This is a genomic window from Enterobacter sp. TMH.L2 (assembly GCF_050847315.1).
Lineage (GTDB): Bacteria > Pseudomonadota > Gammaproteobacteria > Enterobacterales > Enterobacteriaceae > Cedecea.
Genome location: NZ_CP193791.1, coordinates 1,779,452 through 1,798,105, shown reverse-complemented (window position 1 = coordinate 1,798,105; position 18,654 = coordinate 1,779,452). Strand labels below are relative to the sequence as shown.

General features: G+C 52.8%; 16 protein-coding genes. 5 read left to right on the top strand and 11 right to left on the bottom strand.

Annotated elements, in window-relative coordinates:
* Positions 1–367: 367 nt before the first annotated feature.
* Complete coding sequence (locus ACREYP_RS08595) at positions 368–592, top strand: DUF2594 family protein (protein WP_008453834.1); 225 nt, start codon at positions 368–370, stop codon at positions 590–592.
* Between the two features lie 68 nt (positions 593–660).
* Here the strand turns inward: ACREYP_RS08595 and sdiA are convergent, their stop codons facing one another.
* The gene (sdiA, locus tag ACREYP_RS08590) at positions 661–1,383 is read right to left on the bottom strand and encodes a quorum-sensing transcriptional regulator SdiA (protein WP_008453832.1); all 723 of its coding nucleotides are present in this window, start codon (positions 1,381–1,383) and stop codon (positions 661–663) included.
* A 153-nt stretch (positions 1,384–1,536) separates the two neighbouring features.
* Between sdiA and ACREYP_RS08585 the strand changes: the two genes are divergently transcribed.
* Positions 1,537–2,898 carry a CoA transferase gene (locus ACREYP_RS08585; RefSeq protein WP_336818047.1) on the top strand — a complete coding sequence of 454 codons (1,362 nt, stop codon included), beginning with the start codon at positions 1,537–1,539 and terminating at the stop codon, positions 2,896–2,898.
* Between the two features lie 19 nt (positions 2,899–2,917).
* On the opposite strand, the gene tcyN is transcribed toward ACREYP_RS08585, so the two are convergent.
* From tcyN to fliA, 6 genes are all read right to left on the bottom strand, one after another.
* On the bottom strand, positions 2,918–3,670 hold the full coding sequence (tcyN, locus tag ACREYP_RS08580; protein ID WP_008453828.1) for an L-cystine ABC transporter ATP-binding protein TcyN: 753 nt from the start codon (positions 3,668–3,670) through the stop codon (positions 2,918–2,920).
* The gene (gene tcyL / locus ACREYP_RS08575; RefSeq protein WP_008453825.1) at positions 3,667–4,335 is read right to left on the bottom strand and encodes a cystine ABC transporter permease; all 669 of its coding nucleotides are present in this window, start codon (positions 4,333–4,335) and stop codon (positions 3,667–3,669) included. The genes tcyN and tcyL overlap by 4 nt, the downstream gene beginning before the upstream one ends.
* Before the next feature lie 34 nt (positions 4,336–4,369).
* On the bottom strand, positions 4,370–5,356 hold the full coding sequence (gene dcyD, locus ACREYP_RS08570) for a D-cysteine desulfhydrase (protein WP_008453823.1): 987 nt from the start codon (positions 5,354–5,356) through the stop codon (positions 4,370–4,372).
* Positions 5,357–5,474: 118 nt separating this feature from the next.
* A complete protein-coding gene (gene tcyJ / locus ACREYP_RS08565; RefSeq protein ID WP_008453821.1) occupies positions 5,475–6,275 on the bottom strand; it encodes a cystine ABC transporter substrate-binding protein in 801 nt (266 codons plus the stop codon).
* A gap of 85 nt (positions 6,276–6,360) precedes the next feature.
* On the bottom strand, positions 6,361–6,906 hold the full coding sequence (gene fliZ, locus ACREYP_RS08560; RefSeq protein WP_008453818.1) for a flagella biosynthesis regulatory protein FliZ: 546 nt from the start codon (positions 6,904–6,906) through the stop codon (positions 6,361–6,363).
* A 38-nt stretch (positions 6,907–6,944) separates the two neighbouring features.
* On the bottom strand, positions 6,945–7,664 hold the full coding sequence (fliA, locus tag ACREYP_RS08555; protein WP_008453816.1) for an RNA polymerase sigma factor FliA: 720 nt from the start codon (positions 7,662–7,664) through the stop codon (positions 6,945–6,947).
* 387 nt (positions 7,665–8,051) lie between these two features.
* On the opposite strand from fliA, the gene ACREYP_RS08550 reads away from it, so the two are divergent.
* Together ACREYP_RS08550 and ACREYP_RS08545 are read left to right on the top strand one after the other, a co-directional pair.
* Positions 8,052–9,008, top strand: a complete 957-nt coding sequence (locus tag ACREYP_RS08550; RefSeq protein ID WP_336818046.1) for an ATP-grasp domain-containing protein — start codon at positions 8,052–8,054, stop codon at positions 9,006–9,008.
* Between the two features lie 4 nt (positions 9,009–9,012).
* Entirely contained in the window at positions 9,013–9,729 is a 717-nt protein-coding gene (locus ACREYP_RS08545; RefSeq protein ID WP_008453812.1) for a class I SAM-dependent methyltransferase, read from the top strand.
* A gap of 72 nt (positions 9,730–9,801) precedes the next feature.
* On the opposite strand, the gene ACREYP_RS08540 is transcribed toward ACREYP_RS08545, so the two are convergent.
* The 4 genes from ACREYP_RS08540 to ACREYP_RS08525 form a co-directional block, all read right to left on the bottom strand.
* Positions 9,802–10,929 carry a DegT/DnrJ/EryC1/StrS family aminotransferase gene (locus ACREYP_RS08540; protein ID WP_336818045.1) on the bottom strand — a complete coding sequence of 376 codons (1,128 nt, stop codon included), beginning with the start codon at positions 10,927–10,929 and terminating at the stop codon, positions 9,802–9,804.
* 40 nt (positions 10,930–10,969) lie between these two features.
* A complete protein-coding gene (locus ACREYP_RS08535; RefSeq protein ID WP_336818044.1) occupies positions 10,970–14,323 on the bottom strand; it encodes an O-linked N-acetylglucosamine transferase family protein in 3,354 nt (1,117 codons plus the stop codon).
* 39 nt (positions 14,324–14,362) lie between these two features.
* Positions 14,363–15,790 (bottom strand): hypothetical protein, encoded by a 1,428-nt coding sequence (locus ACREYP_RS08530; RefSeq protein ID WP_336818043.1) that lies wholly within the window; start codon positions 15,788–15,790, stop codon positions 14,363–14,365.
* Between the two features lie 198 nt (positions 15,791–15,988).
* The gene (locus ACREYP_RS08525) at positions 15,989–16,825 is read right to left on the bottom strand and encodes a flagellin N-terminal helical domain-containing protein (RefSeq protein ID WP_008453804.1); all 837 of its coding nucleotides are present in this window, start codon (positions 16,823–16,825) and stop codon (positions 15,989–15,991) included.
* Between the two features lie 400 nt (positions 16,826–17,225).
* Here ACREYP_RS08525 and fliD point away from each other — a divergent pair, with 400 nt between their 5' ends.
* Positions 17,226–18,647, top strand: a complete 1,422-nt coding sequence (fliD, locus tag ACREYP_RS08520) for a flagellar filament capping protein FliD (protein ID WP_205246345.1) — start codon at positions 17,226–17,228, stop codon at positions 18,645–18,647.
* Positions 18,648–18,654: the final 7 nt, after the last annotated feature.

Sequence of the window (18,654 nt, the reverse complement as noted above, 5' to 3'; positions counted from 1 at the left end):
AAGAATATATCTTTACTTTCAGATCTGTTTCTGCGGCACACCTCAACATTCTAAGCATCGTGTTCAGGCGATTATTCTCTGATTAAAAAACAGCTAATTATCAAAATGCGACCATCATCAAGAATAAAATCCTTCTTCTCTCTCTTTATTTAACGTTAGTTAAACGAGAGCGAAACAATTTCTTTTAATTCTCATCGCTTCCTGCGGGAATAACCCTGAGCAAGGGTTGTTTATTACCATAAACATTCAGACGCATTCTCATTCGTCGAACATGAATAATTCTGATGAATGTTATGGTATACTCCGCCGCCTTATGAATATCACTGTGCATAATGGCAGCGTACAAACTAAGCATTGAGGAAAGTAAATGAGCACTCCAGATTTTTCCACCGCCGAAAACACCCGTGAACTGGCACAAGAAGTCACCTGTCTGAAGACGCTGTTAACCCTGATGCTGCAGGCTATGGGCCAGGCCGATGCGGGCCGCGTTATCCTGAAAATGGAAAAGCAGATCGCTCAACTGGAAGACCCAACTCAGGCTGAAGTATTCAGCAATACCGTTAAGCAAATTAAACAGGCTTACCGTCAATAAGCCGGGGCGGCTGGCAGAATCCGGGTTCGCCAGCCGTCAGCACCTGACGCAACACTTGCCCTCCAGGTTCAGATAATCCCCATCGCCGCCGCATAGCAGGCTATCTGCGTCTTGTTTGGCGCGTTGAATTTCTTCTGCATATTCTTCTGATGGAAGTTCACCGTGTTCTCAGAAATGGACAGGATAATCGCAATTTCTGCCGACGTTTTCCCTTCGCCGGTCCACTGAAGAATCTCTCTTTCGCGCTTGCTGAGCTTCATGTCAATCATCTCGACCGACGGATCGTCCAGCCGATTTAACGTCGCCATACTCAGCTCGGCAAGGTAGCTCAGCCGCAGCCCAAGTTCATCTTCCGACACAAGTTCCTTGCGAACGCCAGAGCGTGAAACGGAGAGAAAACCCGCCGTACGATTAGGGGCCATCACGCAATGTGTGCGCCCGGTCGCCAGACCGTGATCGCGCGCGGCATCCCAAAGCTCACGAGATTCAGCAAACAGGGCATCGCTCCAGATTATTTCACCCCGCATGAAATTAGACTGTTTCAATACCGGGTCAATGGCAAAATAGTTTTCAGTCACGTACCACTCCAGCCATTTTTGCGGATAAGAACTCTGCAATGATAATTTAGGCCGCGTAAAAGGCACCGGGTGCCGAACACACAGCGAAAAATAATCAAACTCGAGGCGCTGAGTTTGTTGTTGAACTAAAGTTTGTAATTCGCTGGCTTCAGTAATTGACAGGAAAAGTTCGAGCGCTTCCCGTCGCCAGCTAAAAAAGTTACGTTCCAGCATTATATCTGGCGTCTCTCCTGGCGCTAAAAAGTATTTCATTAATAGAATGTAATAAGCTAACACATTTATTAAACTAATTAATGTGATTTATGGTTTTTCCGCCACAATTCTTCGGTTTTTACATATGTCAGGAAAAATTTACTGGAGCTCTGTATGGTTAAATCTTCGTTTTCCCTCCTCTTCGGATCAATGGTTCGGGATCTGGGGCTGGAAATCGCTCAGCCGTCAGTGGCCGTGACGGGTAAAGGTGAGCTCAGTTCCCGTTTTCCTGTGACCGAATTCGCCACCGCCAGCCTGGCGACGGCGGGTTGTGCCCTGAGAGCGCTGCTTGCTCGCCCGGATGCGCCGCTTTATATAGACCGGCGGCTGGCCTCATACTGGTTTTCAAGCAGCCATTTCCCCGTGAACCGCGCTCCTGCCGCGCTGTGGGATGAGTTTGCCGGGGATTATGCCACTCGGGACGGCTGGATCCGCCTGCATACCAACGCGCCGCATCATCGCCAGGCAATGGAAAGCATCCTGGGTGTGAGCAAGGATAAATCAGCGCTCGCCCAGCGAGTTACCGCGTGGGGAAAAACTGAGCTTGAAGCGGCGATCGTTGCCGCAGGTGGATGCGCGGCAGCGATGTTAAGCCACGACGAATGGCTGAAGCATCCTCATGGGAAAACCGTTGCGGCAGAGCCATTGTTCTGGCAGCAACGCCATGCCGAAGCCCCTCGCCCTGCATTAGCATTGCCACCAGCCCGCCCGCTGGCAGGCCTCCGCGTGCTGGATCTCACTCGTATTATTGCTGGCCCGGTTGCCACCCGATTTTTGGCCGGGCTTGGGGCGCAGGTGCTGCGCCTTGATCCCCCTGAATGGGAAGAGCCGACGCTGGTTGAGGAAGTTACTCTCGGGAAAAAATGCGCGAGGCTCGACCTCAGATCTGCCGAAGGCAGAGAGCAGTTCAAGGCCCTGCTCGCCGATACCGATGTGCTGGTGCATGGCTACCGGGCGGATGCTCTGGAAGCCCTGGGTTTTGATGCCGAAACCCGACAGCAGCTCTCTCCCGGTCTGATAGACGTGTCGCTCAACGCCTGGGGATGGCACGGGCCGTGGCGTAACCGCCGTGGTTTCGACAGCCTGGTCCAGATGTCCAGCGGTATCGCCGACGCGGGCATGCACTGGAAAAATACCGGGCGGCCTCACCCGCTCCCGGTTCAGGCACTGGATCACGCCACGGGTTACCTGCTTGCCGCTGCAGTGCTAAAAGGCCTCCAGGTCCGACATGAGCAGCGTCAGGGCTACAGCGCACGCCTGTCGCTCGCCCGAACGGCCGCTTTATTAATGTCTTGCCCGGCAGGAGGTCAATCAGCGCTTGCCGCTATCGGCCCGCATGATTACCAGCCGACGATGGAGTGGTCTGCCTTTGGGCTGGGAAACCGGTTGAAGTTCCCGCTGAGGCTGGCAGGCACGCCGGTTATCTGGGGCACACCACCGGCGGCACTCGGCTCCGCGAAAGCCGCCTGGGGGTGAAACCAGGCCTGCCTAGCGGTTACTGGGTCAAAAATTTCTCCAGAAATTGCCGCGTGCGCGGCTGCTGTGGGCTGGCGAAAAGCGCTTTTGCCGGCCCCTGCTCCACAATCTTGCCCTGATCCATGAATATTGCGCGGTCGGCCACATCCCGGGCGAAGCTCATTTCGTGGGTCACAATGACCATGGTGCGTTTCTCATTCGCCAGCTGGCGAATAGTATTCAGCACTTCTCCCACCAGCTCAGGATCCAGCGCCGAAGTCGGTTCATCAAACAAAATAACTTCTGGCCGCATGGCCAACGCACGGGCAATCGCCACCCGCTGCTGCTGCCCGCCTGACAGGCGACGTGGGTAGCTGTTCTCTTTCCCGCTTAAGCCCACCTTCTCCAGCAGCTCGCGCGCCCGGACAATGGCTTCTGCTTTCGGCTCGCCCTTAACGATGACCGGGCCTTCAATAATATTTTCCAGCACCGTGCGGTGTGGAAAAAGATTGAAGCTCTGGAACACAAACCCCACCTGCTGGCGCAGCGCACGAATTTTCTCTTTCTGCTTTGCCAGAGACTGTCCGGCATCAATCGTGATATTCCCCACCTGAATCGTGCCGCTGTCCGGCTCTTCCAGCAGGTTAATACTGCGCAATAGCGTGGTTTTTCCTGAGCCGCTTGGGCCAATGATCGCCACCACTTCTCCAGGTTTAACGTCCAGATCTATGCCGTGCAGCACCGTCTGCCCGTGGAATTTTTTCACCAGTTTTTTAACGTCAATGGCGCTCATTTCGGCTCCCTGTCCTGGCGATTAAGCTGGTTTTCAAAATAGTTTTGCAGCGTGGAGAGCACCGTCGCCATTACCCAGTAGACCAGGGATGCGGCGAGATACATGGTGAACACTTCCAGCGTGCGGGAGGTGATCAGCTGCGCCTGACGGAACAGCTCCGGCACCTGAATGGTGGCCGCCAGCGAGGTGTCCTTCACCAGGCTGATAAAGCTGTTCCCCAGCGGCGGCAGCGCCACGCGGGCCGACTGCGGCAGAATCGCGCGGCGCAGCGTTTGCCAGCGAGTCATCCCGATACTGGCCGCCGCTTCCCACTGGCCTTTATCAATAGAGGCAATGGCCGCCCGAAGGGTTTCAGAGGCGTAAGCCGCCGTGTTTAACGACAGGCCAATCATCGCCGACGGGATAGGATCCAGCTCAATGCCAAACTGCGGCAGCCCGTAATAAATCATAAACAGCTGGGCGATAAGCGGCGTCCCGCGGAAAATGGAAACATAAAAACGCGACAGCAGCGAAAAAGGCCAAAACGCCGACAGGCGCATCAGCGCCAGCATAAACCCGAGGATCAGGCCAAAAAACATCCCGCCGATACTCAGCTGGAGCGTGAAAACCGCCCCTTTAAGCAGATACGGTGCTGAATCCAGCACCAGTTGCAAACTTTCTTGCATGGTGATTCCTGATGATTAAGACCAGACCCGCGTCTTACAGATGCGGATGGTAGGCAAACAGCGCCGGCGCTCCGCCGGTATGAATAAAGGCAATGGGCCCCTGATCCTTAAATCTTTTTTGCGCCACGCCGTCAATAAGCCCGGCCATCGCTTTGCCGGTGTAGACCGGGTCAAGCAGGATGCCTTCAAGTCTGGCCAGCAGCTTCACCGCTTCCATCCCCTCTTCATTCGGCGTGCCGTAGCCTGGCGCGAAATAGTCATCCCACAGAATAATTTCGCTGGTCGCGCTAACCTCAAGCGACTTCGCCACGGCCTGCTGCAGGGCGACAACTTTGGGTTTTTGCTGCGCCACGGTTCTGGACACAGTGACGCCAATCAGCTCCACGTCCGGCATCAACTGCTCAAGGCCGACCGCCAGACCAGCATGCGTCCCCGCACTGCCCGAGGCAACCACCACGGATGACAGGTTCACGGCGTTCTCACACTGCTGGGCAATTTCCAGCGCGCTTTCAACATACCCTAGCGCACCTAACGCATTTGAGCCGCCGACCGGAATAACATAAGGCCGGAATCCCTGCGCTTCCAGACGCGTAGCCACCGCTTCCAGCTGCTTATCCGGGGCGTTCAGCGCCTCGCACATTTCAACTTCGACATTGAAAAGATCGACCAGCAGACGGTTGCCGTTAGTCAGGTAGTTTTCGGCTTTTGTCCCGATAGGGTTTTCAAGCAGCGCCACGCAATGTAGCCCAAGCTTTGCCGCCACCGCCGCCGTCTGGCGAACGTGGTTAGACTGGATAGCGCCTGCAGTGACCAGCGTATCGGCCCCTTCCCGCAGCGCATCCGCCGCCAAAAATTCAAGCTTGCGCAGCTTGTTGCCGCCCATCGCCATCGGCGTCACGTCATCACGTTTAATATAAATTTCACGGCCAAGATAGTCCGAAAAGCGCGGCAAATATTCCAGCGGCGTCGGTGCGCCAATAAATTCCAGACGAGGAAAACGCGTTAGATGATGCAGTGACATAGGGCCTCCTGAGCCGATATCAATATCCAGTTTTATTATGCACCAGAGAGACGGTTTCCTTCTCTGGTGTCAATAAAAAAAGGTGCTGAAATCAGCACCTTTTCACTGTGATACCGCGCTACTTAGTGACGTCCGCCCCGAACCATTTATCGGACAGCTTAGCCAGAGATCCGTCTTTCTGCATTTCGGCGATAGCCGCATCGATGGCTTTCAGCAGATCTTCATTGCCTTTACGCACGGCAACGCCCGCTTCCTGACGGGAGAACGCATCGCCCGCTACCGCCAGCGTATTGTTGGTTTTCTTAACCAGATCCAGCGCGGCGAGACGGTCGACCAGAATCGCGTCAATACGGCCCACGCGCAGATCCTGATATTTGGTCGGGTCATCATCATAGGTACGGATGTCTACGCCCGGTACGTTTTCACGCAGCCACTGCTCGTAGTTAGTCCCAAGGCCAACGCCCACTTTTTTGCCCTTCAGGTCGGCGGCGGTTTTAATCCCACCTTCGTTGCCCTTCTTCACCAGTGCCTGAATACCGGAGATGGTGTAAGGGGTAGAGAAGTCGTATTTTTTCTTACGTTCGTCGGAAATGGTGACCTGATTAATCACCACATCAATGCGTTTAGAATCTAAAGACGCCAGCATGCCGTCCCATTTGGTCGGCTTCAGCGCGGCTTTAACCCCCAGGTGCTGAGCCAGTTGCTCGGCAAATTCAACTTCAAAGCCGGTCAGCTTGCCGTCATCGCCCTGGAAGCTGAACGGCGGATAAGTGCCTTCCAGCCCCACCAGCAGCGTGCCGCGCTCTTTGACTTTATTCAGAAGATTTTCTGCCGCGAAGGTTTTCACGCTTGCGCCGGCCACCAGAGCAACGGCCAGGACGCCCATCAGCGCCTGACGCCCGATCATTTTTAATTTCATGTTTACCCCGATTATTTACGTTTTTTGTAGTGTAGCGGGCGGCTTCGGGATATATCAAAACCAGTCCGCTACAACTTATGCAAATTTAGTATATATCGGAGGTTGCGCTAATTTCCTGACTCGGGATCGCATGTCCCTGCACCTGGAATTGCCAATATTTGCGTAACGCAATGCGGTAATTATTGGTGCTGGTGCGGGGCAGCCAGGCGTCCAGCGTCTCGTCCAGCAGGCCTTGCAGCGAGCCGGGAAGCGGGACTTTATGCTCACTCAGATGGTTACCCAGGCGGCGCAGACGAACCACGTACTCACGGATCGTGCCGTGGCTCATTTCGGTTTGCTCAAACAGATACTGTTTGAAGCCAATAATATCGAAGTAGTTGTTTTGTTCTTTGCAGTGCAAATCACCGCAAAAACGACACAGCGCCATCCACTCTTTCTGCTCGATAAGCCAGGTGGCCTCATCAATAAGCGTATCAAGTTGAGCAATGGTGGCTTTATTGATAATCACCCCGCTGCGCGTGAGCGTGATGCGGTCGAGCAGCTTACTGCAATGTGCACAATGTGTCTGGGTGTGTTTGAAATCTTTGAGATAGCGGCTTAATGGCCGTCTTTTTGACTGCTGCACCGTCATGATAATTCCCAGGTCGTCAGATAATTGTGCGGCACTCCCTACAACTTACCCAGTTTGGTGCGCAAACGCTTGATCGCCTGGCTATGCAACTGGCTAACCCGTGACTCACCCACATCAAGCACCGCACCAATCTCTTTCAGATTCAGCTCTTCCTGGTAATAAAGCGTCAGCACCAGTTGTTCGCGTTCCGGTAAAGCCTCAATGGCTTCCATTACGCGCTGGCGAAGATTGCTGTCCAGTAATTGCTGTAGCGGGTTTGCCTGCTGGTGTTCCTCGGTGACCAGTTCAATGCTATCGCCATGCTCTTCCCGCCACTCGTCATAAGAGAAGAGCTGGCTGTTATTGGTGTCGAGCAACATCTGGCGATACTCTTCGAGCGGGATGTCCAGCCGCTCCGCGACTTCCGTCTCGGTAGCGTTACGCCCCAGCTCTTGCTCCAGTTGACCAATCGCCTGTGCCACACCGCGAGCGTTACGCCTGACGCTTCGCGGCACCCAATCACGGCTGCGCAACTCATCAAGCATCGCCCCACGGATGCGCTGCACCGCGTAGGTAGTAAATGCCGTTCCCTGCAGGGCATCGTAACGTTCGACTGCGTTCAACAACCCGATGCCGCCTGCCTGTAGCAGATCGTCGAGCTCCACACTCGCCGGCAGACGTACCTGCAGGCGCAATGCTTCGTGACGCACAAGCGGTACATAACGCTGCCACAGCGAGTGTTTATCCATTACACCTTCAGCGGTATACAGTGAATTCACGATAAACAGCCCTGCGTTAGTTGAGTTATCGGCATGATTATCCGTTTCTGCAGGGGTTTTAATCGGATGAATAGTGGGTGAAATGGGGGGTTATTTGGAGGTTATGAAGAAATAAACCCCTGGAATTTTAACCATAATGTAAGGCAAAACATGTTCTGGCTTACTTAAAAGTATCAATTGGTTGTTAAATATTAACGTCACATACTATAGCGAAACCGGAGAAATTAAGCCGGAGAATCTATCCTGCAAAAAAAGGATAAAATCATCTGTTATTCCAGGCCTGATCTCTGGCGGGATTATCATACAGTGATAAATATACGCGTCGTTTCTCTGCGGCAAACTTCCTCCTGCCGTCAGGCGAAGCAGATTACAAGACAGGTCATTTACATGAACATTTTAATTACGGCTATAGGGTCAATGTCTGCGCCAGCCGTGATAAGTGCGCTGAAACGCGCATCCCACACCGTCATCGGGTGTGATATCTACCCCGAGCAATGGGTGTATGCCTCTCGTCTGGTCGACAATTTTGTTCAGGTTCCGCGTGCAACGAATAGCCAGGCCTTTATCGAAAGTATCAATGCGATTTGCGACCAGCATCGCATTGACGCCATCATCCCACTAACCGATGTTGAAGTTGACACACTTTCTGATGCCCGGGGTGAACTGTGTTCGTCCGCCATGCTGGCGCTAATGGCAGCAGAATCTATCGCGGTTGCCAGGGATAAGCTAACCTGGAGCCAACGATTTTCCCATAACGAGGCGTTTCTTTCGCTGCCTACTGTCGCCCTCGCTGAGTCCCAAACGCTTTCCTTTGGTTTCCCGGTTATCCTTAAACAGAGGAATGGCCGCAGCAGCGAAGGGCTTCGCCGCGTAGAGACCCAGGCCGAACTGATTGAGCTACGTCAGCGGCTGAACGGCAACGACTGGATTGTCCAGCCGTATCTGCCGGGAGATGTTCACGTCATTGATATTGTCCGGCAGCGCAAGACCGGCGAATGGGCGGGCGTTGCCCGCAAAGAGCTGTTGCGCACCGCGAACGGCGCCGGATTAACCGTTGAGATTGTCCAGGATGAGGCACTGCTCGCCAAAGCGGCAGAAGTTGCCCGCCTGCTCGACCTGAACGGCTGCATCAATATTGAATTTATGCGCCATTCCACCGGGGATTACCTGATGGACATCAACCCCCGCTTCTCCGCCGGGGTCGAATTTTCGGTCATGGCAGGCTACGACATGATTACCAATCATCTTCACTGTTTCACCCGCCAGCCTATTCAACCCGCAGTTGCCGTACAAAACGCCGTCTTTACGCGCCACTACGTCGCTGAGAAATCATTCACAGGATAGAGATATGAGCCAAATAACAGAGCCTGAAAAGCTCACCACGGCCGAGGACTGGGACCATAAATGGCAGGATATTTTCGACCATTACCAAAACGATCTTCGCCACGCCTACTATATTGATGCGGTCAGAAAAAGCCGTGAAAAGCGGGTTCTGGAAATTGCTGCCGGTAGCTTTCGCGATATCGTCCAGTTGACGAAGCGTGGCGCAGAGGGCCACGGAATAGACTTTTCGCCGGAATCCGTGAGTCTTGCGAAAAAGCTTTATCCTTCCCTGCAGGATCGTTTTTCCGTGATGAATGCCTTCGAGCTGCAGTACCCGGACAAGCATTTTGACATCAGTTACCACAATGGGTTTTGGGGGCTATTTGCGGATGAGGATATCCAAAAAATGGCGCTTGAGCAGGCTCGTATCACTCGCGGCAGAATGATCGTCACGGTACATAACGCCCATAATCAGTCATTTGCTGATTACTTTAACGTGAAAAAAGGGACCGACTCGCTGTTTAACATCCGCTTCTTTACCGTCGAACAGATGCAGGAAATCCTCGGCAAAGTCGCCCGCAAAGTCACCATTATCCCGGTCGGCAAAGGCAAAAAAACGCACGAAGACTGGCTAATACGCCACGGCCTGCATAATCCACTATTGATTAACGGCATGTTCAAATTGTCCGGCCAGCGCTACCTTGAGCGCAGCGAGCGCTTGATGTGTATCGCCGAGCTATAACGACACCGTCGAAGCAGAAAAAAGGGCCTTGTCGCAAGACAAAGCCCTTTTTTATTCCCGCCAATCACCCAGTCAGGCGGCGACGCTTTGCCCCTGAGCAATCCGCCTAACTGCCGTAATAATACGCTGCTGCTCTTCTCCCTCGAGATCCGGGAATATCGGCAAACACAGCACCTTGTTAGCCAGGTCGTTGGCTACCGGCAGATGCTCCGCGGCGGAGGACGGTAAATGCCGGTACATGGCGAAGGAGCTGATGAGCGGATAGAAATAGCGCCGGGTATAAATCCCCTCTTCTTTTAACGCGTCATAAAGTGCGTCGCGGCTCACCGGGAACCGTTCATCTATCAGCACGGGATAGTAAGCGTGGTTCCACTCGTAATCGCTTCTCTGGGTATAAAACTCAAGGCCAGGAATATCGGCCAGACCTTCACAGTAGCGCTGATAAATGTCGGCCCGGGCGCTTAAGGCGCCGTCAATATGCTGGAGCTGCAGCAGGCCAAACGCCGCCTGCACTTCATTCATTTTCGCGTTAATGCCCGGCGCAATTACCGTGGTTTCGTCGGCAAAACCGAAGTTTTTCAGGTAATCAATGCGTTTTTTGGTTCTGGCATCCGGGCAGATAATCGCCCCGCCTTCGATGGTATTAAACACTTTAGTGGCGTGGAAACTCAGGATAGACAAATCACCGCAGTTCAGGATGCTGCTGCCGTTCTGCTTCACACCAAAGGCGTGGGCCGCGTCGTAAATAACTTTGAGACCATAGGTGTCGGCGATACGTTGAATTTTATCCACGTCGCAGGGAATACCATAACAGTGCACCGGCATAATGGCCGTAGTTTGTGGGGTGATAAGCGCCTCAATCGCGTCGGCGTTAATATTGAACGTCTGCGGATCAATATCAGCAAAGACCGGCGTCAGGCCATTCCATAAGAGACTGTGCGATGTCGCCACAAATGAGTAAGGCGTGGTTATCACTTCGCCGCTCAGCCGCAGCGTCTGGAAAGCGGTCAGCAACGCCAGCGTGCCGTTAGAAAACAGCGAAAGATATTTTACACCCAGATAATCGGCCAGCGCCTGCTCAAGCTGCTGATGAAATGGCCCGTTGTTGGTCAGGTGCCTGTTCCCCCAGATTTGCTCGAGATAAGGAACAAATTCCTCCAGGGGCGGAAGCAGAGGGCTGGTAACAAAAATATTTTTCATAGTACACCTCGGTGTGAAACCAGTTGGCGCGGCCCGCGCCTTATTCCAATACTGTGAACGTACGGTGCGCTTCACCGGCACAGTAAATTCGCCATGCTTCCCGCAATGCGCGTCCAAATGTACCGGCGACGTTAAAGCCATCCGCGGTTTCCGCCGGCATTCTTTCACGCATTGTCATGCGTATTTCATTCAGTTCAGGGAGCCGGTCGCCCCAGCTCAGCGCCTTCTGGATGTAATCCTCTTCGCTGTAGGCAATAAAGTTTTCCAGCCCATGAATGCGCATAATATCGACGCCCTGTCGGGCAGCCATCGTGGCACCGCACAGCGTCAGCGTTGGCACGCCCATCCAGCAGGCGTGGTTACTGGTGGTACCGCCAGAGTAGGGAAATGCATCCAGTAAAATGTCGATTTCATTGTGGTAAGCCAGATAATCAAGCAGCGGCGCTCTTTTCTTGAATATCAGGCGCGACGGCGCAATACCCAGCAGCTCGAGTTTCCTCGTCATCTCGGCCACCATTTTTTCATCGTTCATAAAACCGATAACAAATTTGGCGTCCGGAGACTGTGCCAGAATTGAGGCCCACACTCTGAGGACTTCATCGTTGATCTTTTTAGGGCGATTAAAGCTGCCGAAGGTGAGGTAACCGTTTTTAAGCGCCGGGAGAGTTTCGATATCAGGGCTTTGCGGATCGGGCTCAAAGAACTTACGCATCTCAATAAACATGATGCTTTCGGTCAGCTGCTGTTCAAGATCGGCTGGCTCAGCGAGCGTCGCGGTCACAATGCGGTAATCCATCGTTTTCAAACCGGTTGTGCCAGGGTAGCCAATCCAGGAGATTTGCACCGGTGCGGGGCGAAGCGCAAATGCCGGCAGACGGTTGTCAGAGGTGTGGCCCGAGAGATCAAACAGAATATCAATCCCGTCATGATAAACCTGTTCGGCAAGCTGCTGGTTGCTTAGCTTGTCCACCTGCCGCCATAGCACGGAACCGGCTGCAAAATGTTCAGTGACCTCATCATGAACATAAGAGGTGCTGTACCCCACCAGCTCGAAATGATTTCTGTCCAGCCCATCCCAGAACGGCGCCAGGAAGTGGCTCACGGGATGCTTGCGTAAATCTCCGGAAACAAAGCCCACGCGCAGTTTTTTATCAGGATTCTTTATACCCCGATAAGGCAGTTGCAGATGACAGGCCGCGGCCCATGCTCCTACCGTCTCACCGTATTGCAGATGTTTCTGGTAAAGCTGCTCTGCCGTGACCTTATGGTCGTGGGTCATTGCAAACAGCAGTGCGGTAAAGTAATCAAAATTACTCGGTTCCAGCGCTATCGCTTTGTTAAGAAACCAGGCAGCCTCGTCAAGTTTTTGGCTATCGCTGAGAATCACCCCCATCGTGGCATAGTGAATCGCTTTCACCTCGTCGCAGCGCAACGAAACACGAGAGCATTTTTCTGCCAGGGACATTTCACCCAGCTGATAATATGAGTACGCAAGGCTATGCCAGAAATTGACGTTTTTATCTTCCAGCCTTAACAACCCCTGCAGAAGAAGAATCGCGTAATAATGTTGGTTTGTTTTCTGTAGCCCTGTCGCCAGATCGTAATAAATATCCAGACTGGAGAAATAGTGTCCCATCAGCCGACAAAGCACTTCTTTTGCTTCATCCCAGCGATTGGACAGCACAAGCGTTCGCGAATAACAGCGCAGCGCGGCAATATCCTCCGGATTCTCTTTCAGCAGCTTCTCAGCACAGGTTTTCGCATCCTGAATCTTTTTCTCACGAATTAAACGGTTAATCCGGTCGTAAGTGTCTTCCGTGTGTTCTGATTCACGCTGGGGTAAGTCATTAACATCTTTGCTAAGCAAGCCACCTCGCGATATGGAAACACTCAGCAGCAGCAAATTGTTCAACAGCGGCAGCAAAAATTGTGTTTTCCCCGTACGTAAAAAAAGCTGGTAGTGCTTTTTCCAGGCAGTCGGAGACCCCGTCAACGCGCCTTTTTTACGTAGCGACATAAAACACTGCCACGCCTCGGCATCCACACCGGCTAAACCGTGTTGCAAATAGCGCCATTCTTCCGGCGTGACAGAAAATTCATCGCCCCAGAGGTTTCTATAAACTTGCGAAGCATTCCCTTCTGGCACGCCATTTTTCAGCGATAAAATGGGCTGTAGCGTGTCATTTTCAGCCCGATCATACGCGCCTGGAGTACAGCGCCAGTAGAGTCCCGCCGGCTGAGTGAGATACAGATCTTCCAGCACTTTCAGCACTGCCTCGCGCACGTCGGTATTGTCTTCCGGCTTGCGGCAGTTAATGACCAACTGTTCAACGCTCAGGCTGAATGGCCAGGCAGCCCCAAGCAGATCCAGAATGCGTAAAGTGATCGGATTCTCACTACTGGATTGCTGCCCATCCCCGCCAATATGGCCGTTGTATATCGCCCCATTCTCATTCATTTTGCGGCTAAAGTTTCCCGCCCAATGAAGTGATTCGAGGCGCGAACTGTCAGGCAATGCCGGAAAGTGTTCTTCGGCTCTGATCGCACTGAGCAGACTAAAGCGTTCGGTACGCGATACCGCAAAATCAAGATATTGTTGGGCGGCGATGCGCTGCTGTCCGGCGACGAGGGCGTGTAGCGTTGCGACCTTTTCACCATAAGCGCGCGGCAGCTCATACTGAGGCACGGCATCGCCAGCGTAGTGCAATCCCAGGTCGCTGACCTGATGGCAAAACTCAGTAAAAGACAAGGCTGCCGTGGTCGGAGAGAGATAACGCAGGGTCAGGGCAAGATCGCTCTCTTTCTCAGCCTCTTCAACCTGGGCTTTAAGTGTCCCTTCCGGTAGCGTCATCGCCAGATAGCTCAGCATGCCTCGCGCAGCATTAACCTGAGACTCAGGATCGGCATTCGCGCCCCGGGCTGCATGGTAGCTAAGCGCCTCGCGAATGGCCGTGGTCTCAGGTTCGCCGGTGGAGGGATACCAGTGCAGGCAGACCACGCCGGAGGCAGAAAGATTTTGGCGGCACCAGAGCAAGAGTGCCTCTCGCTCCTGGCGGCCGAGTAAAGAGAAAACACCGCGAATCACGATGTAGTCAAACTGCCCGCCTTCGGTGGCGAGAATATCCCCAAGTCCGGCGGAGAACAGCTCAATATTGCTGATCCCTAATGCCTGAGTATGGCGCTGCCCTGCGGCAATCAAGCTTTCATCAATATCAATCCCCATCACCTGGCTTTCCGGGTACGCCAGCGCGTGGGCCGTAATGCATCCTCCCTCGCCGCACCCTATTTCCAGCACGCGAGCGTGCGCAGGCTCCACCGTAGAAAGATGGTAGACGCAGGCCGCAGACTGAATAGCAACGGGCGAAATACGATGATCCGGGTAATACTGACTCACGTTATGCTTATCCATTATTTTGAAGAAATAAATGCAGACTCAACCGATTAACGCGCTGTACTTTTCCAACAGCGACGCTTTGTATCGACGGTAATCCTCACTCTCAACCCCGGAGTGAGCCAGTATCCAACTAAACGCGTCCTCGCCGTGTGCCGCATCCACCAGCGTATGCGGCTGAGCCCGGCCTATTGCCATTTTATCCAGTGCACTAAGCTCATTTTCGACAGCGGCCAGTGCCACTTGATCGAGAAACCGTTCAGCATTGTTGCGCTGTAAATTGCGATCGATAAACCGGGCCACGGCGGCCAGATATTTCGTCGACAGCTCGCCCCCTTCACAATAGAGACACGCCGCCAGAATCGACGCCCAGAACGGCGCGGTTTCATCCCAGGTCAGCAGTAAATCTTTCACATCTAACTGCCCTTCCATCCCGGCCCACGACTTCCTGACGAGGCTGTTCGCCTCGAGCAGCAGGACAGGCGTGGTCATTTTTTCCAGCGCATGAGATAAAAAGACCAGCCGGCGACTGGCATAGTGCACATTCGCTGCCGTTCCCGGAGTCACTGCCTCGCTGCTTAACGAAATAGCCAGCTCAGGCATCGCGTTGCGAAGCCCCGTAATCTGCTGGGCCAGTCCAGCATCACAGTTGTAAATATGGAAATGAACGTTAAGCTCGTCGCGATTGGTGTCGAACAGAGAAAGCAGCAGCGGCAGGCCATGAGCGGTAAAGCCGGCGCCATCGCAAGCGACCAGCACGGTAGTTTTATTGTTATTTACCGGCTCAATTAACCAGCTATAACGGCCAGCGTCAGGCTGCCAGTCAGGCACGTCTAACGGGCTAAAATCGATAAAGGAATCCGGGCGGCCTCCCAGCTTGTAGATAGCCGTGACAACCATCAGCAGCGCCATAGGATCTTCCCCGATAAGCGCCATGTTCTCAGTGAGCTGCTGAATAATGACATAGGCCTGATTAAAATCTTCTTCCATCAGGCAGATGAGCAAGAGAATTTTTAGCGCAACGGGTGACTCACTGAGCTCGGAAAGATTATTGGAAATAAGGAAAACGGCGGAGTTTATTTCATTAATGCGGAACAGGATCTGAACGGCGGCAACCAGATAATTTTTATTCCCGTCAAGCTTAAGCGCTTCAACGATACATTGCGTGATTTTCTCAACATTCTCCGCGTCAACCGCCTGCGACTTTTCTCCAGATGGGCCGCAGAGCGCCACATTTGACAGAATAATCGCCCCCATCATCAGCTTTAACGCTCTGTCTTGCTCGAGATTCAACCCCGTCTGTGCCTGGTTTAATTTATCGTCGAGGGCAGCAAAATCAGGATTGGCAAAATTAAGGACTTCGGTCACCAGCCACGCAGGTAAAGCATCGGCTTCCGGCAGGTGAATCGCCCGGGTAAACAGATCGCGGTAATATTGATGCATTGCCCGAGTGCGGGAGAAACTATTCATAACTGTCCTTTAGGTTGCAATATTTTGCCAGACGGGTGATTGTCTGATGCTAGCACCCGCCCAGTAAGCATAATGCGCTGAACAAAACCGAAATTAACGGCTTAACCTTCATATTAAAAACGCCCTGCGCCTCCCCTTTTGGCAAAAACAAAAAAAGGCTGCTGTTTCCAGCAACCTTTCTTGTAGCGGTCTGCGAAATTAACGCAGCAGGGACAGCATCGCCTGTGGAACCTGGTTTGCCTGAGACAGTACAGAAGTACCAGCCTGCTGCAGGATCTGCGCGCGGCTCATGTTGGATACTTCGGTCGCGTAGTCAGCGTCCTGGATACGGGACTGAGCAGCAGACAGGTTGGTGATGGAGTTGTTCAGGTTGTTGATGGTAGATTCGAAACGGTTCTGAATCGCACCCATGTTAGAACGTGCAGTATCGATTTTCGCGATAGCAGCATCAGCAGCAGAAACAACAGCCTGCGCGCTAGAGTGGTCGGTAATAGCGGTGCTCAGACCAGTGCTCAGGCTACCGGAAGATGCGTTGATCAGAGAGTCGCTGCCGATAACGATGGTATCGTTAGAGGTGGTGTTAGCGCCAACCTGAATGTTCAAGCCAGTAGTTACGGAACCGTTCAGCAGGTTTTTGCCGTTGAAAGAAGCGCCGCCTGCGATGCGGTCGATTTCAGACAGACGCTGGGTGATTTCAGTCTGTACGGATGCCAGGTCAGTGGTGCCGTTGGTGTCGTTCGCGGCCTGCAGGGACAGTTCACGGATACGCTGTAAGTTGGTGTTGATCTCGTTCAGGTTACCTTCAGCGGTCTGAACCAGAGAGATACCGTCGTTAGCGTTACGAGCCGCCTGAGTCATACCCTTAACCTGGGAAGTCATACGGTTGGCAATCGCCTGACCAGCAGCATCGTCTTTCGCGCTGTTGATACGCATACCGGAAGACAGACGCTCGATAGCGGTACCCAGGGAAGACTGAGCTTTGCTCAGGTTGTTCTGAGTAGTCAGGGACAGCAGGTTAGTATTGATTACGGACATAGTATTAATTCCTTAAAAATTGGGTTTAGGTTCGGTGCCTAACACTCACGGCGTCTCTCACCGTCAACAAGGTTATCGACGCCCTCTGTGCCAACTTTAGAATTAATGATAAAAAAAAATCAAATGACTGAATTATAAAGAAATTAAATTTACAACCCGCGCTAAACTTAACCTTTCCTACACTTTTAAACGCGGCTTAGCGCATTTGAGAAAATATATCTTTGCCTCCCTTTACGCCATCGACCACGCTATTAATGTCACCGTCTTTTCCGACAATCGTCATATAAGGCCGATCCACTGCCTGCTATTCGGCTGATTATTTTTTTTCCCCGGCTGTAAACTTTTCATTGAGTCAGCCGATAAGTGAATGAAACTACCAGCGACTTAAAGGAAGACATCAATGGCATCGATTTCAAGCCTCGGGGCAGGTACCAGCCTGAACCTCCAGGATACTTACGATAAGCTTTACACGGCTGAACAAACAAAATTAACCATCTTTGATACACAAACAAAGACTTATCAAGCCCAGTTTAGCGCCTTTGGTCAGTTGAAAACCGCGATTTCCGGACTGGAAACGGCTACCGCCGCGTTAACAGCGAAGGGTTCTCTGGTGTCTACCTCCGTCACCAGTACCAATACCGCTTTTAGCGCGACCACGACCAGTGACGCTATCCTTGCTGACTATACAATTAACGTACAGCAGATGGCGAAGGCTCAGGTGCTCTCAACCGGCAGCATCAGCAGCAACACTGCGCAGCAGGGTGCGACCACCGGCGGTACACGTACGATAACGATTACTCAGCCTGGCACCACTAAGCCACTGAGCGTGACGCTTGCCGACGGCGATACCTCATTAAACGGTATTGCAAAAGCGATTAACGCCGCGGGCGGAAACGTCTCAGCATCCGTGGTTAAAGCTAACGACGGCGACTATCGCCTGATGATTGCTTCCAAGAGCACCGGCACGCAGTCAGATATGACCATCACCGTCACCGGTGATGACCAGCTCCAGGGCGTGATTGGGTACAACTCAACGAGCAAGACCGGGGCTTTAACAGAGCAAACGGCTTCGCAAAATGCTCAGGTGAAAGTGAACGGCGTCATGATTGAGCGTCAGAGCAACACCATCTCTGATGCCATGCCGGGCGTAACGTTGAACCTTAAGGCGAAGAGCACGGCCGATGAAACGCTGAGCGTGGCGCGTACCAGCGATGCCAGCAAGAAAGTGATTAATGACTGGGTTAAAGCCTATAACACCCTTCAGTCAACGATTGCTACCGTGACCAAATATGTAAAAGTTGACCCAGGTTCCGCTCAGGATCCAAACAACGGCGCACTCGTCGGGGACAGTACCGTACGCGGTATCCAGGCTGATATCCGTAGCATGCTGACCCAGGTACAGGGCGGCGATTACAGCATTATGGCGCAGTTGGGCATTACCCAGGATCCCGTACTGGCCCCGGATGGCTCCAGCCAGCTAAAAGTCAATGATACCCAATTAACCAAAGCGTTATCCGACAACCCGCAGGGCGTTATTAACTACTTTGTAGGCGACGGGAAAACGACAGGGTTTGCGACACAGCTGGATACCAAACTGAACAATATGCTGAGCACCAGCTCCATTAACGCTGGCGTGATTAAAAATGCGCAGGATGGCCTGACCTCAACATTGAAAACCGTGGCCGATCGTAAACAGGCGATGAGTGACAGCATCGACGAAACCATGGCGCGTTACAAGGCACAGTTTACTTCTCTGGCAAGCCTTGTTAACTCGATGACAAACATGGGGAACTATCTGGCGCAGCAATTCAACAAAAGCTAAGGATTTT